This is a genomic window from Paenibacillus sinopodophylli (assembly GCF_005930355.1).
Classification (GTDB): domain Bacteria; phylum Bacillota; class Bacilli; order Paenibacillales; family Paenibacillaceae; genus Pristimantibacillus; species Pristimantibacillus sinopodophylli.
In genome coordinates, this window is the sequence record NZ_VDBO01000004.1 from 160,441 (window position 1) to 185,738 (window position 25,298).

The window sequence follows — 25,298 nt, forward strand, 5'->3', positions numbered from 1 at the left end:
TTCATCTACAAATGATGCAAACCACGTTCATATACGTATCTCGCTAATTGCACACGGTTTTCCAACTGAAGCTTTTGCAATATATTTTTCAAATGATTTTTGACTGTATGCTCGGAAATCGTTAAATGTGTGGCAATGTCTCTGTTCAACATTCCCTTCGCTACTAACAGTAAGATCTCTCTTTCTCTATTAGTTAGAGGCGATTCCTCTTGCCGTTGTATTTTATCTTTTGAGAATTCACTTAATATCCGTTGAGCTAGTTCCTGCGACATAGGAGCCTCATCGAAAGCAATTGCTCTTAAGTATTCCAGCCAAGCACTCGGATTCAAATTTTTAAGAAGGTAGCCCTGTGCCCCCTTCTTTAATGCCTCGAACAGATAGCTAATATTGTCAGATACGGTAACAATTACAATTTTTACATAAGGAAATTTGGACTTGATTTCTTTTGTAGCATCGAGACCTCCCATCTTCTTCATGTTAATATCCATTAATATCATATCTGGCATGAGTTGCTCCGTCCATTCAATCGCTTCTTCACCATCCTGCGCTTCGCCTACAACTTCAAAAAGGGAATCCCCTCCGAGTATATCTTTCATTCCTTCTCTAGCATGTGGATGATCATCTACGATAAGAACGCGTATTTGCTGGTAAGTCATCTATGCTGCACTCGCCTTCCTATTTATCAATTCGAGTATCGTTCTTCCTGATTCTCGTCTGATTTGCAATTCCCAATCTAGTTCTAATGCCCTTTTCTTTAGAAACTTCAATCCATAACTGCCTTCCTTAAGAAACGGTTCACAGATAAAACCTGATCCATTGTCAGAAATATGACACGTCCAGCCCCAATCTTTTGTTTTTAATCTAATCCGAATATGATTAGCTTCATGAGCATGCTTTCGAATATTATAGAGTCCTTCTCTAAGGAACTCGTACAAACCTATCTTTTCTTTGGCTGTTAAATGTAGCTCTTCTATTGGCCATTCATATTCGATTCTAACATTTGAATCGAGTTCTAACTCATCAATAAAATCGCTAATCGAACTTCTCCATGGTGAAGCTACAACTTCAGGCGGATATTTCAAATGAGATATAGACTGGCGCACATATTCATTGACTTCTAATACTGTTTTTTTAACAGATGTCAGTTTCTCATCTTGTCCGTCGGTTCGATTAAGCTGCTCCAATTGAACAGAAACCAAAAATAAGGATTGAGCAATGCCATCATGCAGCTCTTTCGCCAAATTTTCACGTTCTTGCAGCACCAATTGTACGACCCTTGATTGCTGAAGCTCTTCCTGAACATTTTCTAAAATTGCAAAAAGTCGTGTAATAAGCAGCAAGGTAACAATAAATACAATTAACGGTGATAGCCAATTTCCTGCGTCCATAGAAATGTAGGGTAGTAAATACTCATGTCTTACATACTCCCAGATCCAAATGGTTAGCGTTGGTATGATTAAAATTAACCATTTAATTTGTTTATACAGCGCTCAAATCCTCCTTTGAAAATATATTAAAAATTTTAAGCTTACGTCTATTTTCGCTTATCTCTACTTCCTTAAACATGACTCTTTAGAGCTAATTGCCAAAAATAATTCCTTACTTTGTAACAATGTCATAAGCATATAGCTACATCGAGTCATTCTCTCTTCTATCGTCGATGTTCATAATATGAAAGAGAAAGAGGTGAACGAATACAGGTGTCAGATTTTGCTCTTGAGCTTCAACAAGTATGTGCGGGCTATGGTGAGAACCCCGTCATTAATCAACTGAACTTCAAAGCGGCAAGAGGAGAGTTTATAGCCATAATCGGCTCCAACGGCGCAGGTAAATCAACCTTATTTCGAATGATCCTTGGCCTTCTTCCTCTATCGGCGGGAAAGATTATCATTCAATCGCACCAAATGGATAGCAAGAAAGATTTCGACTTTATTCGAACTAAAATAGGATTTGTTCCTCAAGGCGTTCAGGGAGGAAATTTACCTATTACGGTTCTTGAATCCGTTATGCTTGGAAACTGGGGAGCTTCATTCTCTTATTGGAGACGTCCAACTGCTGAAGATAAAGAGAAGGCTGCTAAGTGGTTAGAGTATGTCGGATTAACGAACTTAGCGAGCAAAGATTGTAGACGGTTATCCGGTGGGCAGAGACAAAGAATGAATATCGCGCGGGCATTAATCAGGGAACCAGATATTTTATTGCTTGATGAACCGATTACTCATCTGGATAAACATTCACAAGAGATCCTTTATTCCCTCCTTGCAGCGTGCAGACAGCAAATACCGCATCTGCTTATACTCATGATTACTCATCAGCTAGAAGAAGCCGCTCCATTAACCGACCGCATCTATCTGATGGAAAAAGGACAATTAATCGAGGTTGGTGAAGCACCTTGACCTTGCTCGACTATTTGCAAATTCCATTGTTCCAGCGGGCATTATTGGCATGTGCTATCGCAGGCAGCTGTTTGTCCCTTATCGGTATTGTGGTCATTCAGTTCCAACTTACGGTCGTAAGATTTGCGCTTATGCACCTTTCACTACTAGGAGGCGCTTTGGGCATACTTATCGGAACCAAGCCCATGTGGGGAGCTATGATCGCCATCGTAATTGGTTCACTTCTATTCGGCCCACTATCTTCCAAGATCAATCTGGAACCCGCCATTACAGGCGCTTTCTTAATGACAGGCTCACTTGCTGCTGCTTTAATGCTCTTTCATGTTGGCGGAGTCCCTGCTATGGAAGTCTTTGGGCTGTTTGCCGGCAGTATTCTTACGCTTACCGCATTAGATTTTTGGCTATTAGGTATTGTAAGTTTAATTATCGTTTCTTTATTTACGCTTTGTTATAGGGAAATTCAATTGGTTCTGCATGACGCAGATCAAGCTCAGTGGCTTGGTGTTCCCGTATCAACCATTCGCAACTCGCTTCTATTTCTAACTGGCATTGCCATCGGAATTTCCATGAAGCTGGTTGGCGCCCTGCTAATTGACGCCCTGCTACTATTACCAGCAATGGCTGCAACCAGGATCGCTAAAACCTATAAACAGCTTCTTGTATTCTCTGTTCTATTTGGTTTAATCTGTGCAGTTGGAGGATTCATACTCTCCTTACTGCTAAACTTGCCAACCGGTGCAACGATTACAATGTTTGGCGTGCTGCTTTTAGGCATTTGCTATTTGCTAAAAAGAAAATAAATCATGCTGGAGGAATAATAAATGAAACCGCGTAATTGGAAATCTAAATTAGCTGCTCCTTTACTTACTCTGTTAACAGGTGCTGTTATTATGTCGGGCTGCTCTACTACTGCAAGTGAGGAGAACACAGGAAATGAACACAATCACAATGGAGCAACAACGCATAGTATTGTAGCCTCAACAAGCTGGAGCGCTCTAATTGCCAGAACAGCAGGACTTGATAATATCACTATTCTTGCTCCTGTTGATATGAAGCATCCAAATGAATACGACTTCAAACCGAGTGACATTGAGAAAGTGAATAATGCTGATATGGTCGTTTACTCGGAATATGAACCCTTTATGAAAAAAATTCTTGAATCTGCTGAAGTTCCAGAAACAGATCGGTTTGCAGTCGTAACAGAAAATACCCCCGAAGCACTGAATACACAAATCAGCAATTTAGCTGAACAAATGGGAACTACCGATATAGCGAGCAAAGCTCTTGAGGAAATAGATAGCAAATTTGAAGCCGTCTTGGCCGAGACAGCCAAGCTGGACGTTGCTGCCAAACGTGTAGTCGCTCAGGCTTATATGGTGCCAGTAGCCAAGGCAATGGGCTATGAGGTTGTTGGAGAATTCGGACCGGCAGAAGTAACACCTACACAAGCAGCAGAATTGGCTGCCTTAAAGCCTGCCCTTGTCATTGACAATCTTCATTTTCCTCAAGGAGCAGAAATCGCCAAACTAGCGGATAGCAAGCTTGTTGAAATTCGAAATTATCCAGAAACAGAAACTCAAACATTAACAGAGCTTATTGGGCAAAATGCTGGAAAATTGGGACTGACGTTAGGCCAATAGTTTAGGTGACAAGAAGTACTGTCCTAATCGCGGTTCTACCACTTTAGAAACATCTCACAAAAAGATAATTCTTCGACAATCAAGAAATGGTGATGCTAGGAGTATTACTCCTGCACCACCATTTCTTTTTTTTATACATTAGGTCCAACTTGAATACGAGCTTTGAGAATGAACACGGCAGCTATTCATGTAACAAATCATAGTATTTCTTAAACCATTAGTACTCCTCAAATAAACAACGTTAACCAACGCTTAGAGCAGTTCTTTATATGTTTATAAGGCTCTACTTTCGTAGCTCCGGTTTAAAGATTTATAGGATTTAAATTGCTCCACGCTAAATAAACACATATAGCTGTTACTACGAAAAAAGCGCCAGATACCTTTCTATTTCTACGCATTTTTATCCCATATGAGCCGAAAAAGATTGCTGCTGCTAATTTAGAAAGGCTTTGGTAATAACTAATATTCGAGAAGTTTGAGCTGCTAAATACAATTGAAAGAAGCAAACTCGATATAATAAGTGATTTAAACCACAATGGTTCGCTTAAGAATTGTCTATAAATCGTTTTAATAGGCTGCATGTCAAATTGCATCCTTTCTCATTCAATATGGATTTTCTATTTCTATCGACTCATTACGATTCTGCTCAGCTATAGCAGCTTTACTAATGGAAAGAGACAGTTCATGATTACATATGAATCGTTCAAACATCATAATTCGGCATTTTCCTTCGCACATTCATTTATAAGAGAAAAAAAGAAAACCTTCCGTAAATACAGGCTTTCTGCATACTCGCGGGGTCATATAAATGACAAATCATCTTATTTCTTGTGACATAAGTACGTATAACTTATGAATATAGTAGGTATTACCCACTCACATCCATTTAGATTTTCAAAACGAAAAAAGAGTCTTACAACAAGTCTCAATTATAATAATCATTTATTTCAAAATTTTTCACGGTTATATTCAAGTCGACGCTTATTAACCTACCCACCATAAAAAATTGAAAAGCCCTTGATTCATATGCAACTTTACTGAATCAAGGGCCTTATTTTGTCTCATACATGTATTCTAAAAAGTCTCAATTATCGATTACATTTGTCTCATTTATTATTGTTACTCACACCAGCTTCCCTCAAACCACTAAATCTTATAAGCCTTCATCGCCTTACGAAGCTCCTTGAAGGTAGGACGCTTGCCGTACATGAGTACGCCTGTGCGATAGATTTTCGCTGAAATCCATACCGATGCATAAATCGTTACGAGCAGAATACCAATTGATCCTAGCACCTGCCACACTGGCGGGTCGGTCAAGCCCAATCTTAGCAGCATAACAAACGGCGCGAAGAATGGAATAAACGAAGAAACTTGCACCAGCATGCTGTCCGGACTTGAGATACTGAAGATCGAGATATAGAACCCGCCCAGCGACAGCATCGTGATTGGCAATACCGCTTGACCCAGATCCTCGGTACGGCTGACAATGGACCCAACAGCCGCAAACAAGGTTGCGAACAGGAAGTAACCCGTCAAGTAGAACAACACCGAGTAAATGAGAAGCATCGGATCGATTAGGGACAAATCGATGTTATACTTTTCAAGCATTTCGTTATTGTGAGGCAATTTCACATTAATGACGATCACAAGTACATATGCCGTGATTTGGATTAAGCCTACTAAAAACATGCCGACGATTTTACCGAACATTTGCTTGAGCGGGGACACGCTTGTAATAAGCAGCTCCATCACTCGCGAGCTTTTTTCTGCCGTAATTTCAGACGCAATCATTTGACCTGTGATCATAATAGCCATGAACAGAAGAATAACAATGAAGTACACGAGCCCCATATTAACTGCTTGCTCTTCCTTCGTTTTGCCTTCTCCCATATTGCCTGCGCCTTCTGTTGCCGAAATCTGAACCGATGCAATTTCAATCGGTGCGTTCAGCAAAGCCAATTGTTCCGTGCTTAAACCTGCATCCTTCAGAATCGTTCCCTGACGAATAACTTGCAATCCGTTTTGGATGGAGCTCGTCAGCCCAAACGCAAGGAGCTTTTCAGATTTGTATGTCATTTCTGGGAAACCGCTGTCAGTCATTTTACCAAATACCAGATAACCTTTAATGTCTTTGTCCGTAATAGCTTGCTTCAGTTGTTTCTCATTATCTGCTTCGGAGCCTTTGTCATCATATGATACCAGCTTCACGCCTGGCTTTTCTTGTGCCTCGAAAAAGGCTTTGAGCTGATCGCCTGTTGCTTGGCCTTCTGATTGCGCCGATTGAATATACCCAATGCTCGTTACCTTATCGCCACTGTTGAATTGAGAGAAAACATAAGGCAGATTGATACCAATACATATAATAAGTGCAATAATAATGGTCGTTATCGTAAAAGCTTTGCCTCTGAATTTATTTTTCAACGTAAAGCCAACAACTGTCCAAAAACTATTCATGGCTATCACCACCTACTGTTTTAATAAAAATTTCGTTTAGGGTTGGTTCCTTGATCTCAAATCTTCTAATCTCACTTTGCGCCAGCGCATGTCGCAGAATGTCTGCTCCCACCGCCTCATTCGAAATACCAATTTCATAGCCATACTCATGGCGATCCACATGCGTAACGCCGCTAAGCTGCTCAAGACCCGATACTTCTTTCTCTGTACTAAGGATGACACGCTCTTTCGGGAACTGTTTTTTAATTTCCTTCAGGTTGCCTTTCAGCACGACATTGGAACGATGCAGAATCGTAATGTTTCGACACAGCTCCTCGACATGCTCCATCCGGTGAGTAGAGAACAGAATGGTTGTACCCGAATCACGCAGCTCCTTAACGGTCGATTTCAGAAGCTCAACATTCACAGGATCGAGACCACTGAAGGCTTCATCCAATATGACAATCTTCGGCTTATGAATGACGCTGGCGATGAATCCAATCTTCTGCTGATTTCCTTTGGACAGCTCTTCAATCTTTTTGTTGTAATACTCAGGTACCTCGAAGCGGTCGAGCCATCTCTTCAGGTTCTGATCGGCATCCTTCTTCGAAATCCCGCGCAGCTGAGCCAAATAAATCAACTGATCGCTGATACGAATTTTCGGATACAAGCCTCTCTCCTCTGGTAAATAGCCTAGATTGCGAAGCTGATCGTTGCTGTATGGTTTCCCGTTATACAGAATTTCCCCTTCATCTTGGTAAATAAGGCCGAGCACCATTCGCATAGTCGTTGTCTTGCCAGCTCCATTGGCACCGAGCAAGCCATATATTTCGCCCTCGCCTACCTCAAAGCTGATCCCATTGACCGCTGTCTTATCTCCATATTGCTTCACAACATTTTCTACTATTAGTGGATTCATTGTTTTCTTCCTCCTTCGATTAGATCTTTCTCTTATGCAAACGGTTCTGCTGCAGTAATGCGCTCATAATCTCATCAAGCTCGAGCACCTGCCTGCTGACGATCTGGTACCCCTCTGCGGCGCACCACTCTTCTGCTTCTGCCGCTTGGTTCGTCGTTACTCGGAATGTTGTCGCTCCCGCATGCTCAACTCCGCATTGTCCGGGCAGCTCGGCTGCCAGCTTAGCAGTTAGATCAGCTCCGCTTACGAACAGAGTGTACCAGCTGCTGAACAGCTCATCCTTCTCATACATCCCAAGCACCTTGCCCTGCGCCATAAAAACAATGTAATCAGCAAGCCGTTTTACTTCTTCAATGATATGAGTCGTCATTAGGATCGTACGATCTCCTTGTTCCATATAACGGTGGAGCAGCTCAATCATCGTTTTCCAAGCGAGCGGATCAAGTCCAGATGAGGGCTCATCGAGAAGGAGCAGCTCCGGCCCATGTGCCAGCGCCAGCGCTAATTCGAATTTGCGCCGCATTCCTTTTGACATTTTGCCTAGCATCAAATGATCCTCTACCTCAAGAGCTTGCAGCAGCTCGCGGTAAAGATTAATATCCCATTCATCGTACCAGAACCGATGGAACTCCGCTTTGGCAGCTCCTGTCATACTGTTCTCGTGAGAAGAGGATTGATCATGAAGATACCCGATCCGTTTTTTCAGCTCCGTATCCATTCCTTGACTAACATTGCAGCCAAGAAGCTCGATCATCCCTTGATCCGCTTTATCTAGATCAAGCATTAAGCGAAAGGTCGAGCTTTTACCACAGCCATTCGGGCCTACAATCGCTGTAATGTAGCCTAACGGAATGTCCATATAGAGCGGTCCAAGCTTGAAATTCGAACGATTCAGAACAATGCCGTCCAGCCGAACTGCAGATTCATTCATCATACTTCCCCTCCTTTAATCAAAATGTTTCTTTATCGCTTCCTTGAGCATGCTCTCCAGCTCTTCTTCCGTGCACTTTACGCGTTTCGCTGCAATTACCGCCTGATCCAGCGCTTCCATAACCGCTCCGAGCCGATATCGGTCTCGCTCCTTCTCACAAACCTCAGCGACATAGGTACCGGTTCCTTGCCGAGTTCGCAAGAGACCCTCTGCTTCCAAATCGTTATACACACGTTTCACAGTAATGACACTGCATTTCACCGTCTGTGCAAGCTCACGTATAGATGGAAGCAGTGTGCCTTCCGCTAGTTGTCCGCTGACAATTAAAGCTCTAAGCTGAACTTCAATTTGATGGTAAAGCGGCTCTGCACTTTGTTCATTAATCTGTATCGGCAGCCGCATGACTCTCACCTTCTTCCATTCCCGATTATCTATGCAAGGTAGCTGCGTTTCTCTAGTCGATGCTCTATCCGATTGACACCAATGAATACGGCTGCCACGCCAGCAGCAATTGCAACGATCGGCATCCACCAACTACCGTTCTGAATAGCTTGTAGAGAAGATCCAACCATATTCCAGCCTTTAATTGTAGTAAAGCTTATGGAAACGACTAACATGATGGCAATATAGATGAGATTGGAGATAAAATACATTTTACCCGAATGCCCAATTTCCCAGTACACATAAGTGATAGCTGTCGCTAGCGAGTAACCAAACCAGAACACGGCGTATAGGATGAAGGTTCCAACTGAAACATCTGCCCCCATCATTCGTACGATTATGAACTGCATGCTGAAGTATACAAATTGAGCACAGAATAGAACGATGAACAGCTGTATAATTCGACCGAGCGCGATCTGTCTCGATGAGATCGGCAATATCCGCCACAATGCCATCTTTCTTGTATACGAATTTTCTTTCCAGAAACGCATCATAGTCTGATTGATAACAAAACCAAGAATAGGCAAGAAAGTAAGATATAAAAAGTCAGTCGCCCAGTTCATCATTTGATTGGTATCACCAGTTAGAGAGCTGTACATCATCGGAACTGTAAATAATAATAAATAACCGACAAATAATAATGTAAACAAGCTTTTCCAGCCGTCTCTCACAAGCTCATGCCTAGCTAAGTACCAAGCACCTTTCCATAATCCCACTGAAATCACTCCTTTCAACCTTCACTCTTTATACTGTATATATCAATATACACAGTATATTCACTGTGTACACTGATGTCAACCTTTCCCACAAAAAAAACCATGCATACGAAAGATTAATCTCTCGCATGCATGGCTTCTATTGCTTATTTCATTCATTGCTTATCCGAATATAGCATCAATAACCGGCTTCGTATGACCGCCTGGATACATCAAGTAGAGCAGCACATAAACCATCGTTCCCGTTATGGCTGTTACAAACCACACCATAGATGTTACTTTACCTAGCTTGCGATGCTTCGCAAATTTCTTCTTATACCCAAGTGTAAGCGTCGTAATGCCGAATACGGCTGCCACCGTAGCAAGCACGATATGGAATAATAAGAATACGAGATAATAGGGCTTCAAGCCATCCGGCCCGCCCCATGCTGTGTTGCCAACGAATACCGTCCGAGAAGCGTATACGATGAAGAAAATCGTTGCAGCGACTGCTGCATAGAACATCACCTTCTGATGCTCCTCTAGTTTACGTTTAATAGCAAGCCTCCAGCCTACTGCTACAAGAACTGCGCTAAGCACGATGAAGAAAGTACTAATTGTCGGCAAAATATTATAACTGTTCAACGTTACCCCACCTATGATTAACAAAATGATTAGTACGCCCTAAGCTGTACCGGTATTCGTATTCGGCAAATCGTCTTCTGTGTGCTCACGTTTGAACCATTGCTTAAAGATATAGACGAGGATGATCCCGTACATGATTTCCTGCACGAACTTCATCACAATACCGCCAAGCTGCTGGTCTTCAACAACATCCATCAAATTAAAAAATTGCGGTCCGCTAAAGCTTTCCAATAAGCGCGTAGGATCACCAGATACGCAATAGCCCATTGCTGTGACCCAAACGTTAGGATCGCTATAAATGGCATACATGGACGTTTTGGCGAAAATAATAAGTGCGCACGCCGGCGTAAGCAGCATACCGTTGGCGAATACATAAGCCATCCGCTTCACATCAGTGAGCTTGGCCCACTCCGGTACGGGATTTGTTATTTGCCACCACATCATAAAGGACGTAATCAGGAGAACCAAATAATAAAGACGATGCACCGTAAAGTGCGTCATCACATAGTCATGGACAATAGGGACATGATAAACCGAGAACAACAAATTAAACAACACAAGACAAATAATCGGGTGCATCATAAAGCTAAGCCGTCTCCAAAAGGGAGCCTCGAACATCTTCTTCCATAGGAAGCTAGGAATACCTAGTAAAACAAGCGGCGGAACAACTAAATAGGAAACCGACATATTAATCATATGAAACGTAAACATAAGATGACCTAGTAGGTTAAAAGGTCCGCCATGCACCAAATATAGCATTACCGCAGCCGAAACGAACATCGTTTTCTGCATGACAGTTGCTGCCGGTGCTTGCGGAGCATGCTTCTCGCGCCATGGACCGATCAAATAGAAATATAGAATGACAATCGCAGCCATTCCGAATAGAAACATCGGGGTCCACAATTCCTCGAAGCTGAAATATTGTAAGCCAAGCATCGTGGAAGCTCCTTTCCATTACGCTATCCTTTTTTTAGAAAAAAGGAGGGACCCAAGCATCGGGACCCTCCTCTCCTCCATTGGAACAATTTATTACCACCAAGCCCAATATTCAGCCATGATTACACATGTGAATACGATGAAGACGCCTGTCAGAATGCCGATAATGGCGAAAGTATGACCACGATCCTTCATATGCATCCAGAATGCCATCTGAACGAATACTTGCAAAACAGCTAAACCGATTAGAATAATGTAAGTAAAGTCTTTGTTGATTTCACCACTAATTACGGTCGCGAATGCGATAAACGTGAGCAGAACTGAGAAAATAAAGGCGACAATATGTTTCTTAGGTCCTTCGACCTTATGACGCTTGGGGCTTTCCTCTGTGGCTGTGTGATTGCTTGCCATGGAATTAAACCACCTTTCCCATCAAGTAAACGACGGTGAAAATGAACACCCATACAACATCGATAAAGTGCCAGTACATACCAGCGACATATACCTTAGGTGCAGTAATGACAGTCAAGCCTTTTCTTGAAAGCTGAATGATAATCATCGTTATCCATGCGATACCGAAAGCAACGTGAGCACCATGGAAACCAACCAGCGTATAGAATGAGGAGCTGAATGCACTTGTCGTAAAACCATGACCTTCATGTACATAATGCACGAACTCATAAATTTCGAGTCCAAGGAAAGCAGCACCTAGAACAACGGTAATAATCAACCAATTAATAAGCGCTTTTACTCTATTCGTATGCAAAGCATGAACAGCGAATACGCTCGTTAAACTGGAAGTCAGCAACAATGCAGTTGCAAGTGCAACTAACGGAAGCTGAAACAGCTCATGTGCTGGAGGACCGTCAAGCACTTGATGGCGAAGGGCAAGGAACGCTGAGAACAACGTTCCGAACAATACCGTCTCGCCGCCAAGGAAAAGCCAAAAACCTAATACTTTATTGCGTCCCTCGAGGGTCGCCTTTTCGGGCTCATGAGGCAATTGCCCCTCTACATGCGAATGCGCGCTCATGCTTTACCCCCCATATCTCTAAGAATTTCTTCTTCCTCAATGTGAAAGCCATGATCATAGAAAGCTGAGCGAAGGAACATACATCCGAACAGTATCAGCAAACCGACAATACCAAATGCGTAACCTGTTTTGAATGAACCGAACAGATTGCCCCAGTCGTGAGCGTACATAAAGCCTAAAGCAGCGATGAACAATCCAAGTCCCATAAAGAACGGAAGGATCGAAGGCGAAGGCATATGAATCGGACCGATTGGCTCTGCAGGCGTCATGCCTTTGTGACCATCCATTTTTTCTTTCCAATATGCATCATAACCGCGTACAAGCGGCGTTTGAGCAAAGTTGTATTCTGGCGGCGGGGATGGAATCGTCCATTCCAGCGTACGGCCATCTTCCCAAGGATCTGCAGGCGCGTTTTGCGGCTTGAATGCCGTAATGACAACGTTAAGCAAGAAGAAGATTGTTCCGAAGCCCATCAAGAAAGCGCCGACTGTACTGATCATGTTCATTTCATTAAACCCAAGTCCGTCCAAGTATGTCCAAATACGACGTGGCATACCGAGCAAGCCAAGGAAATGTTGAATGAAGAATGTTAAGTGGAAGCCGATAAAGAATGTCCAGAACGTCAGCTTGCCAAGTGTTTCGTTAAGCACACGACCGAACATTTTTGGCCACCAGTAGTGAAGGCCAGAGAATATTCCGAGAATCAAGCCGCCCACAATAACGTAATGGAAATGCGCTACGACAAAGTAGGAATCATGATATTGAAAGTCTGCCGGAGCTGCTGCAAGCATTACGCCTGTAACGCCGCCCATTACGAAGGTTGGGATGAAACCGACCGCGAACAAGTTCGCAGAAGTGAACTTAATAGATCCGCCCCACATCGTAAACAGCCAGTTGAAAATTTTGATACCTGTCGGTACCGCGATCAGCATCGTTGCAATGGAGAAGAGTGCGTTCGCAACCGGTCCAAGACCGACAGTGAACATGTGATGCGCCCAAACCATGAAACCTAAGAAACCGATCAGGATGGTAGCGAATACCATCGAGCTGTAACCGAACAAACGTTTACGTGAGAATGTACTTATTACCTCGGAAATAACGCCGAAGGCCGGCAGGATGAGGATATAAACCTCAGGATGCCCGAATATCCAGAAAATATGCTCCCATAGTACAGCGTTACCGCCGCCTGAAGGATCAAAGAAATTAGCATCGAACAATCTGTCGAACATCAGCGCTGCAAGACCAACTGCAAGAGCAGGGAATGCGAATAGGATAAGCGCTGAAGTAATGAATGCCGCCCAAGTGAACATCGGCATCCGCATGAAAGTCATGCCTGGTGCACGCATGTTGATAATCGTAACGAGGAAGTTAATCCCCCCGATTAGTGTACCGATACCAGCGATTTGTAGACCTAACACATAATAATCTACGCCATGATCACCGCTGTATGTGGTTCCGGCAAGTGGGGCATAAGACGTCCATCCAGCATCAGGAGCGCCGCCTGTAAACCAACTCACGTTAAGTAGAATACCGCCGAACAAGAATGTCCAGAAGCCTAATGAGTTAACGAAAGGAAAAGCTACGTCGCGCGCGCCGATCTGCAGCGGAATAACCGCATTCATAAGCGCGAACAACAGCGGCATGGCCGCTAAGAAAATCATAGTCGTACCGTGCATCGTGAGGAGCTCGTTGTATGTATCCGCGCTAACAAAGTTATTAAGCGGCTTCCATAATTGAACCCTTATCAAGATCGCTTCCAAACCGCCGACAAGGAAGAAAAAACCGCCAGCGATCATATACAATATTCCGATTTTTTTATGGTCAACCGTAGTCAGCCAGTCCATCAGACCGCTGTAACGCTTGACCGGATGCGAATGCGCATGAGCCAAAGTAGGTACCTCCTTCAATCACCGATAAATTATTGTTCGTAGTTTAGCTTCAGTTCTGATAAATATTTAGCAATACCCTCAAGTTCCTGGTCAGTTAGGTCGTAAGCTCCACTCATTTGGTTACCCGGTTTAACTTCTTCCGGATCTTTCAACCAACGGTGCAGGTTGTCGTATACTGAGCCTTCATTAGAATATTGCGGATCATCGGTGTTGACAAGAATACCTCCGACAGTCTCACGGCTTCCGATACCTGTTAGGTTAGGATATGCCGGTCCGCCAAGATCGCCAACTGCGTGGCATGACAGACATTTGCTTTCGAATGCTTTCGCAATAGCAGGATCGCTAGGCAAAGCTACTGGTTCTTTAAGTGCTGCAACCCAGCGGTCAAATGAAGACTCGTCCACTGATTTCACCTTAAAGTCCATCAATCCATGTGAAGGTCCGCAAAGCTCGGCACATTTGCCTAAGTAAACGCCTTCTTTTGGAGCCGAGAAATACATTGCATTTACGTTAGCGCCAGGATTTGTATCGATTTTACCGGCAAGCGATGGAATCCAGAACGAGTGAAGCACGTCCGCAGATTTAGCTTTAACCGAAATCGTTTTCCCTTTTGGAATAATAAGCTCCTGAGCTGTTTTGATTCCATAATCAGGGTATTCAAACTCCCACCAGTATTGATGCGAAGTTACGATAACCTGAACCGCTTCCGGATCTTTACTGTAATCTTTAGCTAAATTGAAGACGGATTGTACGGTTGGTACACCCAAAATGATAAGCATGATGATCGGAATAACCGTCCAAATGATCTCAAGCTTATGATTCCCTTCCACTTGCTTAGGGATCGTATTGTCTCCCTTACGTCTGCGAAACTTAATAATTACATAGAAAGAAATTGCGAATACGGCAACAATCACGATTAACATGATTCCAATTGCCAGCTTCATTAGTCCGAATTGCTCTTCCGCTACAGGTCCCTGAGGATTCAGCGTCGACAAATCGCTCCGCCCGCAAGCCGCTAGTACCAGTACCATCATGGCCATAAGCGGCGCAAGCCGTTTTACAAATCGCCACCGTTTCATCATTAATCAACCCCACTTTTGACTTTTTCGCAGCTGCCAGATTTTCGCGTGGCATGCGGCTGGCTGCGTGTTTCACAGATGTTATTACAACTCCTGCAACTTAAATCACTTTATTAAATATAAAGTTGAAGCCCTTATTTGTCAATGTTCCACAGAGAGTTCACAAATTGTTCTCAAAGCTGTCAAAATCGCATCAATTCAACGTTTTTTCGGCTAATTAATCGTTGTGTTATGCCTTTTTCCTATCGCATTCTCTCTATCCTACATTGTGCACCAAACCCATGGTCAATTATGTATGCTCAGACAAACGTATATTTCCTCCGTCTAAGCAGAAGCTAAAGCCATTATCGTATGATTGGGGGGCCTATCTTTATGTTGAAACGACTAGCCGCATTATTACTGTCTACTCTGTTCATCGCGGCTGCAACTGGCTGCAATTATGAACAACTTGCGCAGCATAGCGATACCGATTACGGAAGCCGTACGGCTGGTGATCCGAAAATGCTAAGCGGAAAAGCCTATGGTCCGGTGTCTGGAAACGAACATCAGCATGACAACGCCTTTTTCGAATACAGCTCAGTTATCTCTCGTAAAGTTACTGATTTGAATGGCATAGCCTCGGCGATCGTTATGCTTACTGATAAAAACGCATATGTTGGTTTAATGCTGGATTGGACAGCCGTGGGCACGCGAAATTCAGGCGGCAAAAGCGAGCAGGACAATACAGGCACCACCGAAGGTGTCTATAACCATGATACTGGCAGCCCATATGGAAACAGTCGTGTATTAGTCTCTCCGTACAATTCCTACTTCTCAGTCAATGATATCAATAATCTCTCCGATGAGCTCAAGCAGACCGTAGCTATCCGAGTACGCGAGCTTGCGCCTGCTGTTCAGGAGGTTCACATCTCCGCGAATATGGAATTCATGAATTATTTCAATGAATTTGCCAAAGAAGCATGGGGTGGACGGTCACTGATGCCTTGGATTGATACCTTTAATACGGTCGTGAAATACCATTTTGCCGGCGGCAAGGAGATGCCTCCTCCCATCACTCAGCCTGGCACTTATAGTCCTTCAGAAGCCCAAATGGATCAATAAAGGTGAAACGGCTTCGACATACTTTGGCGGCGAAGCGCGTTTCAGTCCGAGAAATATAAGCGGAGTATAAGGATTAAACTTATAGATTCTTATATTTAAAAAAATCGCTTCTATTATATATAGCAAAAAGGCTCTTCTGGCGAAGAGCCTTTTTTGTCTTTTTATTATCATGACAGCAGTTGAAATTAACGCATAGGTGCGAAGCCTTTCACCTCTGACAGAATATTTTCGATCTGGGCTAGTAATTCATCCGTAAGTATAAGATCAACGGCTTTAATGTTTTCTTCAATTTGCGATGGACGACTTGAGCCTATGATCGCTGAGCTAATGTTTGGCTGGCGAAGCACCCAAGCAAGTGCAAGCTGCGACAAGGTAGCGTCTACACTTCCAGCCAGCTGTTCCAGCTTCTGTGCCACCTGCAGCACATCCTCGCGCAAGTAGCTGTTAATGACGCCATTCGTTTGATCATTAGCAGCACGACTGCCTGCCGGTACAGCTTGTCCTGGTTTATATTTTCCAGTCAATACGCCTTGAGCGAGTGGCGAGAATACCACTTGACCTATGCCAGCCTGCTCACAAGCCTGTACAACACCCTGCTCAATATAACGCTCAAACATGTTGTATATCGGCTGATTAGAAATCAGCGGTCTAAGAGCAAGCGCTTTGCTTATGCGTGCAGCGTCTGTAATTTGCTCTGCCGACCACTCACTGATGCCTGTATAGAGTACTTTACCTTGAGCTGTCAAATCATCAAGTGCACGCAGCGTTTCCTCCACCGGTGTATCCGAATCAAAGCGGTGACATTGATAGAGATCAATATAATCTGTACCTAGTCGCTTCAGGCTTGCTTCACATTGTTCGATAATATGCTTTCTAGACAATCCACGATCGTTCGGCCCTGAGCCCATCGGAAAGAATAGCTTAGTCGCAAGCACGTAGCTGCTGCGCGTATACGCTTTCAATGCGCTGCCCATTACCTTCTCTGCTTCACCATTATTGTAGGCATTTGCGGTATCGAAAAAGTTAATGCCAAGCTCGTAAGCTTTATGAATACAAGATTGAGCGGTTTCCGTTTCTGTTGCTGTTCCATAAGTTAGCCAGCTTCCAAGTCCGATCTCACTCACTTTAAGCCCGCTATTGCCAAGTTTCCTATATTTCATCATAAACACTCCTCTTAGACTTATCTGTCATATCCGTTACTCTCAAGTAGTAGTCTATAGCAGTTTGTGTTTTAATGTAAGTAGTGAATGTTATTTCATTTTATTATCTTTAGTATATATACTATACTTGATTTTAGTAACAATAGAAAAGGAGCACAAGGATATGAGCGTACACAATTACATCCCGAAAGAGCCTATTCACATTGAGTGCAATATCGAAAAAACGCTTGACGTAATCGGAGGCAAATGGGCTTTCCTTGTACTGAGAGAGCTGTTCTGCGGAACCAAACGATTCGGAGAAATTCAGAAACTCATTCCTGCCGTAAGCCCGCGCGCATTGACAAGCACGCTTCGCCATCTTGAAGACAAAGGCGTGCTTGAACGCAAGGTATTTCCTACGGTACCCGTTACAGTAGAATATACGTTAACACCTAAAGGCGAGGATCTCCATCATATTCTGAAAGAAATGAAGCTCTGGTCAGCTAGATGGACGTAGTCTAACGCTTCAATGTGTGATCTGGCAGCGCTTTTACGCTCGCTTGGAACCGATCAATCGCTGTTTGGTACACGCGCCGATCACTCTCATTAAGGGACAACCGTTCAAGGCGGAGCAGCTCCGCCTCAAATTGCTCGACCAGCATCGCAACACGCTCCCTTGGTTTGGACTTACTGCTTTGGGGTTGTCTCTTCTCATCACCAGTCTGAAGCAGAAGCTCACCATTGCTGTCGATTTGTGCAAGAAAAACGTCCTTTTCCTGCAGATCTCTATTCTTCAGCTCATGCAGCAGCCATTGACGGTCATGTCCCAGCTGCTCCAATATCTCATCCTGTATATCTCCATCCATCATGACGGTTTGCGTTTCACTCTCGTGCGCTACCTGCCAGCCAAGAAGATCTGCTGTAATCGGCTGATATTCCTTCTTGAGCAGCACATTCACTTCACCGCTTGATTCCATTACTGCAAATTCCACATCCGCAACACGATAGACATCCTTTTTGCGCAATTGCTCCAGCATCTCATCTATCGTCAGCCGTTCCTTGTGCAAGTTCTTTTTAAGCATTTGCCCATCTTTGATCAGCACCGTTCCTTTGCCGTCAACGAAGTCTCGAATTCGTTTGCTCTTCATCGTTACAAACTCCATCGCGACCGATACGCTGACCCACACCGCTAGCGAAACCATGCCCAAATACCACAGATTATCAAGGTCAAGCGATACATATGCGGCAATGTTACCGATGGATATGCCCGTTATATATTCGAAGAGCGACAGCTGCGATATTTGACGTTTGCCGAGTGCTTTAGTCAGCACAAATAAGATGACGATGGCAGCTAAAGTACGAATAACGATCTCTAACCAGCTTGGCATGACTAGTCCCCCCTTTCAATCCTAGAGTGTCCAGAATAGCTAAAGTCATTCGTTTTCTAAACAATAGTTGCATTTCATAATTTCATATAGTATAATGTAAAGAATGTATAATATTTAACCCCAGCAAATCCCCAGTAAGATTCAATGTTTTCCTCAGATTTTGATTTCTTTGCTGTTAATCCCAAACCTGTTTCGTGATGTATTTCTGATTCACACTGGCGCGGTCATCGGAGCCGCGAGGACGGAAGAGAGGTAGGGCTTTCGTTGTTTTAGGATGCGAGTTTAAGACAACTTGGTACACATGCTGTTTGCTGTTAACAAGGGGATTCCATACGGCCTTTCTAACTAGAAGAGGTCCGGTTAAATATACGATACAATTAAGGGCTGTCTGACTGGTGCATTTATGCATCAGTCGGACAGCCCTATCCAATTTTCACCCTTATTCGTTCGGGCATGCACTTGCAGCCAAATGGCCGGAGCGGTTTATTTTGGTATCCAAGTACCGTTCATTATACTCAGAGCGATCTCCCCACAGCGGAATACGGTCTGCCACATCCAATCCCGCGGCCTGCAGCGCATCCAGCTTCTTAGGGTTATTCGTAATCAGCGCAACGGGCTTCGACCGCAGTGCCTTCAATACACGTATCGCATCTCCATAATTTCTCGCATCATCTGCGAAGCCAAGCTCGACATTGGCCTCCACCGTATCAAACCCCTGCTCTTGCAGCAGATAAGCCATCGCTTTACTAAATAAGCCAATGCCCCTGCCCTCATGGTTCGCCAAATAGAATAAAGCACCTGCTCCCTTATCCACAATCATTCTCATCGATTCATGCAGCTGGTAGCCGCAATCGCAGCGCTTGCTTCCAAAAATATCTCCGGTATGACAAATGCTGTGCATACGAATCCAAGCCTCATCTACCAGCTCGAAGTCGCCATATACAAGCACGCTTGATTGCTGCATCTCAGCTAAATTAATCGCCGACAGCTTTTTAATAATCTGCTCTACATCATCCAATCTTTCCTTGCAGAGCAGCCAGCAGTACCAATCAAATATCGCTTCGCCATCGCCCAGCTTAACAGGAAGCTGAATGGGCCCAACCAAATAAATAATACCCTTATCGCTCTCAATCACTTGGATTTTATGATCTACAATAGAGACCGCTTCTGTCTGCATATGGTTTTGCCTCCGAACGCTTATAATAGTTGCTGGAACTATTATGTTCGGTTAGCCAGTTCGCTATGCTCAGCTCAGTATGGGCTAGTAATTCCTATGTAAGTGCCCACATCAATTCGATTCGCAAACAGCTTTGCCTATTACCCTGAATAGCCTGCTGCAATCCACTTTACCATCTCATCAAGATGCTTTTCCAGCGTAATCGGATTATAATTCCCCCAAGACATATCTACGACATGCCCCCGTCCGTTCTGCACGGCAGGAAGACTGTTCCATATCGGGTGCCGCACAATCGCTCTTCCTTGCTCTGCATCTATGCCCGTGTCTGCAAGCGCTAGGAATATCCGATCCCCCGCATAGTCAGGCAGCTCTTCAAGCAAAATCTGCTTCCACTTCAATTGCTTATATTCAGCCATAAGCTTCTTTAATTTAGCGGGCTTCTCGTACCCAAGTCCTTGATAGAGCGTATGTCCAAAATGATGGTCCGCGTATACGTATAACCCTTCAGCATGATAGACAAATGCCGTCGCCGTCTCCCCCCGTTCGATGTAAGGCGCAAGCTTCGCTCTCGTGCGCTCTGCTTTCGATTCGTAGCGAGCGATCCATGCTCCAGCTTCCTTCCTTCTCCCGAGCAAATCGCCCATACTCATCAGGCGCGAATAGACATCATCCTGCCAGCTGATTTCGAAGGAGGGCGCGATCTTACTTAACTGATCCGCTTGGCTAGATTGCATGAAGCTCGGGAACAAGATCATGTCTGGCCTGAGCTCCAGCAACTGCTCTGCATCCAGCGGCTCCTCTATTCCTTGTACCCCGCTTGATACATCATGGAACACACTCAGCATCGCTCTATTCGTACCCACAGGCTTAATGCCTAGAGCAAGCAGCTCGCCTAAGTATTGGATGGAGAATATGCGCTGAGACAGCTGGCTGCTCTGCATATATTGTGTCGGCGTCATACCCGTCGTTTGCTTGAAGCGTCGGCTGAAATAATACTCATCAGGAAAGCCTACGCTAGCGGCGATCTCCCGAATGCGTCCGCCAGACGAGAGCATTAGCAGCTTCGCCTTATCCATGCGCAGTGCTGTCAAATAATCCATAGGCGTCTGACCTGTCAACGATCTGAACATCGTGCTGAACTGCCATTTGCTAATATTGGCTTCCTCTGCCAGTCTTCCCACAGCAATATTCTCATGATAGCATCTATGCATGAAGGATATGCTTTTCTCAACCGCTCGCCTTGTGTCTTGTTCTGCAGGTGAGTGGCGCTTGAGCACTTCGTATAGCGTGTACTGAAACCTTATATGCATGTGAAAAGCATCAAGCTTGCCGAGGCAAGCCTGCTCAGACAGCAACTCCTGGAGCATGCCGTCAAGTCTGGCAAAAGGTTCGAATATCATTTCTAATAAACTTGTGAATAGGCCAGCCTCATCTCTTTCCACTTCAAAGGTCATGAGATAGAGCTTAATCGAGCTACGCTCATCGCTGTTTATTTCAATAGCCGTGTTCAGAGGAATGAGCAAGCATTTCCCTTTAGAAGCGGTATAGCGCTGTCCGTTTATGAAGATAATGCCTTGTCCGTCAGATACGGCAAGCAGAGCATTGTTTCTGAGCCAGAAGCGTGAGCCAGAGCGGCTAGAAGCATGTCCATAAGCGAGACATTCAATCGTATGCAAATAAACGGAAGGTGGATGCTCTATCCTAATGCTCTGCTCCTGCTGCATGACTCATATCCCCTTTTACGATGATAACGATTATCATTTACTAAGCTATTATAGTAGATTTCCGAAAAAAAAAGAAGCCTCCAACAACCGAACATTGTTGAAAACTTCTTCTCTTTGGCTCCATATACTATTCTTTCGTCAATAAGCTGGTCATCTCGTCCAGCAGGAAGTCCAGCGTCAGTGGATCATTCAGTCCCCATCTTTTGTCGACGATATAAGCATGCCCATTCTGCACCGCCGGAATTTTGCTCCAGATCGGTCCATTAATAATTTCTTCAACGATTTGCTTTGCTTCCTCGCTGTTATCCTGTGCCATCAAGAAGATACGGTCGCCTGCATAATCAGGCAGTGCCTCAAGGGAGATCGTCTCCCACAGCGAGTCCTTCTTGCTGTTGAACAGCTCTGCCACCTTCGGCGGCTGAACGAAGCCCAGCGCATCATACATCGTTGGACCAAGCCTCTGCGGGCCATACAAATACAATTGCTTATCTAAATATACAATGAAAGCCGAGGCTGTCTCTCCCTCTTTCATGAACGGCCCCAGCTCCGCTTTTTTCGCTTCTGCCTTGGCATTATATTGCGTAATCCAGCCTTCAGCAAGCTCAGGCTTGCCCATAATTTCTGCTAGCGTGCGGAGTCTGCTAAACACATCGCCGCTATAGCTGATTGCAACCGTCGGCGCTATTTTGGTAAGGGAATCGATATCTTTGATTTCCAGGAAATCTGGCACAATGATAAGATCCGGGCTGACCGAAAGAACCTTCTCCATATTCGGAACCGTACCTTCTCCTCCAATGTCCTCAATTCCCTTTAGCTGCTCTTCGCTCAGTACAAGCTGTGCGTTCTGATAATTAGTACCGATCATCGGAATGCCAAGTGCCGTCATCTCCGAAGCATAATAATGGGCGACGATTCGTTCTGGATCGGCAGGCAGCTCCACACTTCTTCCAAGCGCATCCGTGAACGTTCGCGGCTCAGGAGCCGTTGTCTCAGCCTCCGATGTTGGCGTTGCATCCGCTTCAACCCTATTCACTTGCTTGTTTTCATTAGCCTCTCCGCAAGCCGCCAACATAACTGCCACAAGCAATAGAATACCGCACAGCAGCATTTTTTTATGGATCAACTTTGAAATCATAAAACCTCTCCTCTTTTTGATAATAATTCTCATTTAGAACTTCTTTAGTGTAGCCTAACCCATTGCTGTGCTCAATGGACTTTTTTTTAGTTTTTCATAGATAAATTTGGGCGAAACGTTATTCCGCGTAAATCATTTTTCTCGACATCCCGCCATCAACTGTCATATGCGTACCCGTCACAAAGTTATTCCGAGGATCGGTTAGAAACATACAGGCGCGCACGATATCCTCCGGCTTGCCTACTCGCTGTGCCGGATGCTGCTTATGATCGACTTCGCGAAGCTTGCTGTAGTCACCCGTTTCAATCCACCCCGGACAGACCGCATTGACTGTAATGCCGTCTGGTCCTAGCGACATCGCCATCGCATGCGTAAGCGACAATATGCCGCCTTTGGAAGCGGCATATGCTTCCGAACCTGGCTCCGACATCATCGCACGAGTAGAGGATAGGTTAACGATCGCTCCACCTCCGCTGACACGCATCAGCTTTGCAGCTTCCCGAGAACAGATGAACGTTCCGCGCAGATTCGTGTTCACGACACTGTCCCACTCTTCAATCTCCAGCTCATAAGGCGACTTCCATAAGCCAAAACCCGCATTGTTAACCAGAATGTCGAGCTTCATTAAAAGTGTCTCAACATCCTTAATGAGCTGAACGATCTCCTTAGGGTTGCTTATATCCGCTTTAATGGAGACGGAATGGTAACCGGCCTCCTCCAGCAGCAGAGCTGATCGCTCAAGTCCTTCCTCATCTCTATCCGACAAAATAACCAACGCGCCCTGCTCTGCATAAGCAAGTGCGAGCGCACGGCCTATACCTGCTCCAGCACCTGTTATTAGTACATGTTTATCCTCGTAGGTTAAGGTCATTGCATGGCCTCCTTCATTATGTCTTGCTTACGTAAGAGTCTAAAGCAAATGAAGCGAGAATGGAAATTGGACACCACTATCCAATGCTGCAACTGTCCGATCTGATGATGTTACAGAATCGTGTCGAATCGTCAGAATATTTCATCTAAATCGTGTCAATTGAGCAAATCGCTCTTGTCATCTGTTCCAGAAAGGCATATGATAAGAACAAGAAAAGGTTGTGAATTTTTTCACATTATAAAGTGAGTTGTGAATTAATTCACGTTATAAAGAAGAGATGCAGCGAAGCATCACTCTTTATACCTACAAATAGGAGGCGTTTTATATGACAATGAACATTGCAGTAATTGGTTGCACACACGCAGGTACCGCGGCAATTACACAGATGGCGAAACTATATCCAGACGCTCGCATTACCGTTTACGAACGCAATGACAACATCTCGTTTCTCTCGTGCGGAATTGCCCTCCATGTAGGTGGTGTCGTCAAAGATGCTGAGAAGTTATTCTATGCATCGCCCGATCAGCTAGCCGAGCTTGGCGTCACAACGCATATGCGCCATGACGTACTTGCAGTCGATACCGAGAAGAAAGAAATTCAGGTGCGCAATCTCATCACGGGAGCTGAATTTACAGATACCTATGATAAGCTCGTCGTAACGACCGGCTCGTGGCCGATCATTCCGCAGATGGAAGGTATTGAACTCGAGAATATTGTATTATGTAAAAACTACAACCATTCGCAGACGATTATTGAAAAAGCAAAAACCGCCAATCGGATCACTGTCATCGGGGCGGGTTATATCGGCATCGAGCTAGTTGAAGCGTTCGAGCAGCTAGGCAAACAGGTTACTCTCATCGATAATATGGAGCGTATTTTGTACAAATACTTGGATCGTGAATTCACTGATCTGACAGAGCAGGCATTAGGCGAAAAAGGAATAACGATAGCGACCGGCCAAACCGTCACCTCGTTCGAGGGTAACGAAGGCCGTGTTACGACGGTCGTTACAGACGCTGGCCGATATGAAGCAGATTTAGTCGTACTATGCATCGGATTCCGTCCCAACACCGACCTGTTGAAGGGCCAAGTTGACATGCTGCCGAACGGAGCCATCATCGTGGACGATTACATGAGAACGAGCAAACCAGACGTTTTCGCTGCCGGCGACAGCTGTGCTGTCCACTATAATCCAACAGGTCAGAATGCTTATATTCCACTAGCTACCAACGCCGTACGCATGGGAACGCTTGTGGCGAGAAACCTCATGCAGCCAACGGTTAGATATCTCGGGACACAGGGCACATCGGGTATTAAAATATACGATTACAACATTGCTTCGACCGGCATAACGGAGACGGCTGCAATTGCTGCGGGAATGAATGTGAAAAATGTCACAATCATTGATAACTACCGCCCCGAGTTTATGCCCACCTATGAGCAGGTTACGTTGAAGGTTGTATACGATGCCGATAGCGGCCGCATTGTAGGTGCACAAGTGCTGTCGAAGGTAGATCTCACACAATCGATTAATACACTGTCGGTTTGCATTCAGAATAATATGACGATGGACGAATTAAGCTTTGTTGATTTCTTCTTCCAGCCTCATTATAACAAGCCGTGGAATCTTCTCAATCAAGCCGGACTGCAGGCTGTATAAGGCTCGGTATTTAATATTTCACTTCAATAACGCGTAACGAACAAACCCACCTGATCTCAGGTGGGT

At 44.6% G+C, this 25,298-nt stretch carries 25 protein-coding genes; 6 read left to right on the top strand and 19 right to left on the bottom strand.

Going from position 1 to position 25,298, the window contains the following annotated elements; all coding sequences use genetic code 11:
- Positions 1-5 precede the first annotated feature (5 nt).
- Together FGT79_RS17910 and FGT79_RS17915 are read right to left on the bottom strand one after the other, a co-directional pair.
- Positions 6-656 (bottom strand): response regulator, encoded by a 651-nt coding sequence (locus FGT79_RS17910; protein ID WP_138754194.1) that lies wholly within the window; start codon positions 654-656, stop codon positions 6-8.
- A complete protein-coding gene (locus tag FGT79_RS17915) occupies positions 657-1,388 on the bottom strand; it encodes a sensor histidine kinase (protein ID WP_138754195.1) in 732 nt (243 codons plus the stop codon). It abuts the gene before it with no gap.
- A 312-nt stretch (positions 1,389-1,700) separates the two neighbouring features.
- Here FGT79_RS17915 and FGT79_RS17920 point away from each other — a divergent pair, with 312 nt between their 5' ends.
- Genes FGT79_RS17920 through FGT79_RS17930 form a run of 3 tightly spaced genes read left to right on the top strand, consistent with a single transcriptional unit; the run spans position 1,701 to position 4,036 of the window.
- On the top strand, positions 1,701-2,396 hold the full coding sequence (locus FGT79_RS17920; protein ID WP_171056308.1) for a metal ABC transporter ATP-binding protein: 696 nt from the start codon (positions 1,701-1,703) through the stop codon (positions 2,394-2,396).
- On the top strand, positions 2,393-3,196 hold the full coding sequence (locus FGT79_RS17925) for a metal ABC transporter permease (RefSeq protein WP_138754197.1): 804 nt from the start codon (positions 2,393-2,395) through the stop codon (positions 3,194-3,196). The genes FGT79_RS17920 and FGT79_RS17925 overlap by 4 nt, the downstream gene beginning before the upstream one ends.
- A 21-nt stretch (positions 3,197-3,217) precedes the next feature.
- On the top strand, positions 3,218-4,036 hold the full coding sequence (locus FGT79_RS17930) for a metal ABC transporter solute-binding protein, Zn/Mn family (protein ID WP_138754198.1): 819 nt from the start codon (positions 3,218-3,220) through the stop codon (positions 4,034-4,036).
- Between the two features lie 1,146 nt (positions 4,037-5,182).
- On the opposite strand, the gene FGT79_RS17935 is transcribed toward FGT79_RS17930, so the two are convergent.
- From FGT79_RS17935 to coxB, 11 genes are all read right to left on the bottom strand, one after another.
- Positions 5,183-6,490 (bottom strand): ABC transporter permease, encoded by a 1,308-nt coding sequence (locus FGT79_RS17935; RefSeq protein WP_138754199.1) that lies wholly within the window; start codon positions 6,488-6,490, stop codon positions 5,183-5,185.
- Positions 6,483-7,388, bottom strand: coding sequence for an ABC transporter ATP-binding protein (locus tag FGT79_RS17940; RefSeq protein ID WP_138754200.1), 906 nt, complete (start codon positions 7,386-7,388; stop codon positions 6,483-6,485). Before FGT79_RS17940 ends, FGT79_RS17935 begins: the two co-directional genes overlap by 8 nt.
- A gap of 19 nt (positions 7,389-7,407) precedes the next feature.
- The gene (locus tag FGT79_RS17945) at positions 7,408-8,322 is read right to left on the bottom strand and encodes an ABC transporter ATP-binding protein (protein WP_246096481.1); all 915 of its coding nucleotides are present in this window, start codon (positions 8,320-8,322) and stop codon (positions 7,408-7,410) included.
- Between the two features lie 12 nt (positions 8,323-8,334).
- On the bottom strand, positions 8,335-8,721 hold the full coding sequence (locus FGT79_RS17950; protein WP_138754201.1) for a GntR family transcriptional regulator: 387 nt from the start codon (positions 8,719-8,721) through the stop codon (positions 8,335-8,337).
- A 29-nt stretch (positions 8,722-8,750) separates the two neighbouring features.
- A complete protein-coding gene (locus tag FGT79_RS17955) occupies positions 8,751-9,476 on the bottom strand; it encodes a hypothetical protein (protein WP_138754202.1) in 726 nt (241 codons plus the stop codon).
- A gap of 162 nt (positions 9,477-9,638) precedes the next feature.
- On the bottom strand, positions 9,639-10,100 hold the full coding sequence (locus FGT79_RS17960) for a DUF420 domain-containing protein (protein ID WP_138754203.1): 462 nt from the start codon (positions 10,098-10,100) through the stop codon (positions 9,639-9,641).
- A gap of 39 nt (positions 10,101-10,139) precedes the next feature.
- Positions 10,140-11,036 (bottom strand): cytochrome c oxidase assembly factor CtaG, encoded by an 897-nt coding sequence (gene ctaG / locus FGT79_RS17965; protein ID WP_138754204.1) that lies wholly within the window; start codon positions 11,034-11,036, stop codon positions 10,140-10,142.
- 93 nt (positions 11,037-11,129) lie between these two features.
- Positions 11,130-11,447: a cytochrome C oxidase subunit IV family protein gene (locus FGT79_RS17970; protein ID WP_138754205.1), complete on the bottom strand. Its 318-nt coding sequence runs from the start codon at positions 11,445-11,447 to the stop codon at positions 11,130-11,132.
- 4 nt (positions 11,448-11,451) lie between these two features.
- Positions 11,452-12,069 (bottom strand): cytochrome (ubi)quinol oxidase subunit III, encoded by a 618-nt coding sequence (locus FGT79_RS17975; RefSeq protein ID WP_138754206.1) that lies wholly within the window; start codon positions 12,067-12,069, stop codon positions 11,452-11,454.
- Positions 12,066-13,913: a cytochrome c oxidase subunit I gene (gene ctaD, locus FGT79_RS17980; protein ID WP_138754426.1), complete on the bottom strand. Its 1,848-nt coding sequence runs from the start codon at positions 13,911-13,913 to the stop codon at positions 12,066-12,068. Before ctaD ends, FGT79_RS17975 begins: the two co-directional genes overlap by 4 nt.
- 74 nt (positions 13,914-13,987) lie before the next feature.
- Positions 13,988-15,040: a cytochrome c oxidase subunit II gene (coxB, locus tag FGT79_RS17985; RefSeq protein ID WP_138754207.1), complete on the bottom strand. Its 1,053-nt coding sequence runs from the start codon at positions 15,038-15,040 to the stop codon at positions 13,988-13,990.
- Positions 15,041-15,409: 369 nt separating this feature from the next.
- Here coxB and FGT79_RS17990 point away from each other — a divergent pair, with 369 nt between their 5' ends.
- On the top strand, positions 15,410-16,138 hold the full coding sequence (locus FGT79_RS17990; RefSeq protein WP_138754208.1) for a hypothetical protein: 729 nt from the start codon (positions 15,410-15,412) through the stop codon (positions 16,136-16,138).
- A 185-nt stretch (positions 16,139-16,323) separates the two neighbouring features.
- On the opposite strand, the gene FGT79_RS17995 is transcribed toward FGT79_RS17990, so the two are convergent.
- The gene (locus tag FGT79_RS17995) at positions 16,324-17,298 is read right to left on the bottom strand and encodes an aldo/keto reductase family protein (RefSeq protein WP_138754427.1); all 975 of its coding nucleotides are present in this window, start codon (positions 17,296-17,298) and stop codon (positions 16,324-16,326) included.
- A 163-nt stretch (positions 17,299-17,461) separates the two neighbouring features.
- On the opposite strand from FGT79_RS17995, the gene FGT79_RS18000 reads away from it, so the two are divergent.
- On the top strand, positions 17,462-17,794 hold the full coding sequence (locus FGT79_RS18000; protein WP_138754209.1) for a winged helix-turn-helix transcriptional regulator: 333 nt from the start codon (positions 17,462-17,464) through the stop codon (positions 17,792-17,794).
- A 1-nt stretch (position 17,795) separates the two neighbouring features.
- Here FGT79_RS18000 and FGT79_RS18005 read toward each other — a convergent pair whose 3' ends face one another.
- The 5 genes from FGT79_RS18005 to FGT79_RS18025 all read right to left on the bottom strand — a co-directional run bounded on the left by FGT79_RS18005 (position 17,796) and on the right by FGT79_RS18025 (position 23,572).
- Positions 17,796-18,665, bottom strand: coding sequence for a DUF421 domain-containing protein (locus FGT79_RS18005; protein ID WP_138754210.1), 870 nt, complete (start codon positions 18,663-18,665; stop codon positions 17,796-17,798).
- A gap of 439 nt (positions 18,666-19,104) precedes the next feature.
- Positions 19,105-19,842: a GTP cyclohydrolase II gene (locus FGT79_RS18010; RefSeq protein WP_138754211.1), complete on the bottom strand. Its 738-nt coding sequence runs from the start codon at positions 19,840-19,842 to the stop codon at positions 19,105-19,107.
- 140 nt (positions 19,843-19,982) lie between these two features.
- Positions 19,983-21,566 (bottom strand): helix-turn-helix domain-containing protein, encoded by a 1,584-nt coding sequence (locus FGT79_RS18015; RefSeq protein WP_138754212.1) that lies wholly within the window; start codon positions 21,564-21,566, stop codon positions 19,983-19,985.
- 127 nt (positions 21,567-21,693) lie between these two features.
- Positions 21,694-22,701, bottom strand: coding sequence for an ABC transporter substrate-binding protein (locus FGT79_RS18020; protein WP_171056309.1), 1,008 nt, complete (start codon positions 22,699-22,701; stop codon positions 21,694-21,696).
- A 118-nt stretch (positions 22,702-22,819) separates the two neighbouring features.
- Positions 22,820-23,572, bottom strand: a complete 753-nt coding sequence (locus FGT79_RS18025; protein WP_138754214.1) for an SDR family NAD(P)-dependent oxidoreductase — start codon at positions 23,570-23,572, stop codon at positions 22,820-22,822.
- A 331-nt stretch (positions 23,573-23,903) separates the two neighbouring features.
- Between FGT79_RS18025 and FGT79_RS18030 the strand changes: the two genes are divergently transcribed.
- A complete protein-coding gene (locus tag FGT79_RS18030; protein WP_138754428.1) occupies positions 23,904-25,232 on the top strand; it encodes an FAD-dependent oxidoreductase in 1,329 nt (442 codons plus the stop codon).
- Positions 25,233-25,298: the final 66 nt, after the last annotated feature.

Bases quoted from the DNA above. Each gene is read 5' to 3' on its own strand.
- FGT79_RS17910 (WP_138754194.1), bottom strand. From the start codon at position 656: ATGACTTACCAGCAAATACGCGTTCTTATCGTAGATGATCATCCACAT.
- FGT79_RS17915 (WP_138754195.1), bottom strand. From the start codon at position 1,388: ATGGACGCAGGAAATTGGCTATCACCGTTAATTGTATTTATTGTTACC.
- FGT79_RS17930 (WP_138754198.1), top strand. From the start codon at position 3,218: ATGAAACCGCGTAATTGGAAATCTAAATTAGCTGCTCCTTTACTTACT.
- FGT79_RS17935 (WP_138754199.1), bottom strand. From the start codon at position 6,490: ATGAATAGTTTTTGGACAGTTGTTGGCTTTACGTTGAAAAATAAATTC.
- FGT79_RS17940 (WP_138754200.1), bottom strand. From the start codon at position 7,388: ATGAATCCACTAATAGTAGAAAATGTTGTGAAGCAATATGGAGATAAG.
- FGT79_RS17945 (WP_246096481.1), bottom strand. From the start codon at position 8,322: ATGATGAATGAATCTGCAGTTCGGCTGGACGGCATTGTTCTGAATCGT.
- FGT79_RS17950 (WP_138754201.1), bottom strand. From the start codon at position 8,721: ATGCGGCTGCCGATACAGATTAATGAACAAAGTGCAGAGCCGCTTTAC.
- ctaG (WP_138754204.1), bottom strand. From the start codon at position 11,036: ATGCTTGGCTTACAATATTTCAGCTTCGAGGAATTGTGGACCCCGATG.
- FGT79_RS17970 (WP_138754205.1), bottom strand. From the start codon at position 11,447: ATGGCAAGCAATCACACAGCCACAGAGGAAAGCCCCAAGCGTCATAAG.
- FGT79_RS17975 (WP_138754206.1), bottom strand. From the start codon at position 12,069: ATGAGCGCGCATTCGCATGTAGAGGGGCAATTGCCTCATGAGCCCGAA.
- ctaD (WP_138754426.1), bottom strand. From the start codon at position 13,913: ATGGACTGGCTGACTACGGTTGACCATAAAAAAATCGGAATATTGTAT.
- coxB (WP_138754207.1), bottom strand. From the start codon at position 15,040: ATGATGAAACGGTGGCGATTTGTAAAACGGCTTGCGCCGCTTATGGCC.
- FGT79_RS17990 (WP_138754208.1), top strand. From the start codon at position 15,410: ATGTTGAAACGACTAGCCGCATTATTACTGTCTACTCTGTTCATCGCG.
- FGT79_RS17995 (WP_138754427.1), bottom strand. From the start codon at position 17,298: ATGAAATATAGGAAACTTGGCAATAGCGGGCTTAAAGTGAGTGAGATC.
- FGT79_RS18000 (WP_138754209.1), top strand. From the start codon at position 17,462: ATGAGCGTACACAATTACATCCCGAAAGAGCCTATTCACATTGAGTGC.
- FGT79_RS18005 (WP_138754210.1), bottom strand. From the start codon at position 18,665: ATGCCAAGCTGGTTAGAGATCGTTATTCGTACTTTAGCTGCCATCGTC.
- FGT79_RS18010 (WP_138754211.1), bottom strand. From the start codon at position 19,842: ATGCAGACAGAAGCGGTCTCTATTGTAGATCATAAAATCCAAGTGATT.
- FGT79_RS18015 (WP_138754212.1), bottom strand. From the start codon at position 21,566: ATGCAGCAGGAGCAGAGCATTAGGATAGAGCATCCACCTTCCGTTTAT.
- FGT79_RS18020 (WP_171056309.1), bottom strand. From the start codon at position 22,701: ATGATTTCAAAGTTGATCCATAAAAAAATGCTGCTGTGCGGTATTCTA.
- FGT79_RS18025 (WP_138754214.1), bottom strand. From the start codon at position 23,572: ATGACCTTAACCTACGAGGATAAACATGTACTAATAACAGGTGCTGGA.
- FGT79_RS18030 (WP_138754428.1), top strand. From the start codon at position 23,904: ATGAACATTGCAGTAATTGGTTGCACACACGCAGGTACCGCGGCAATT.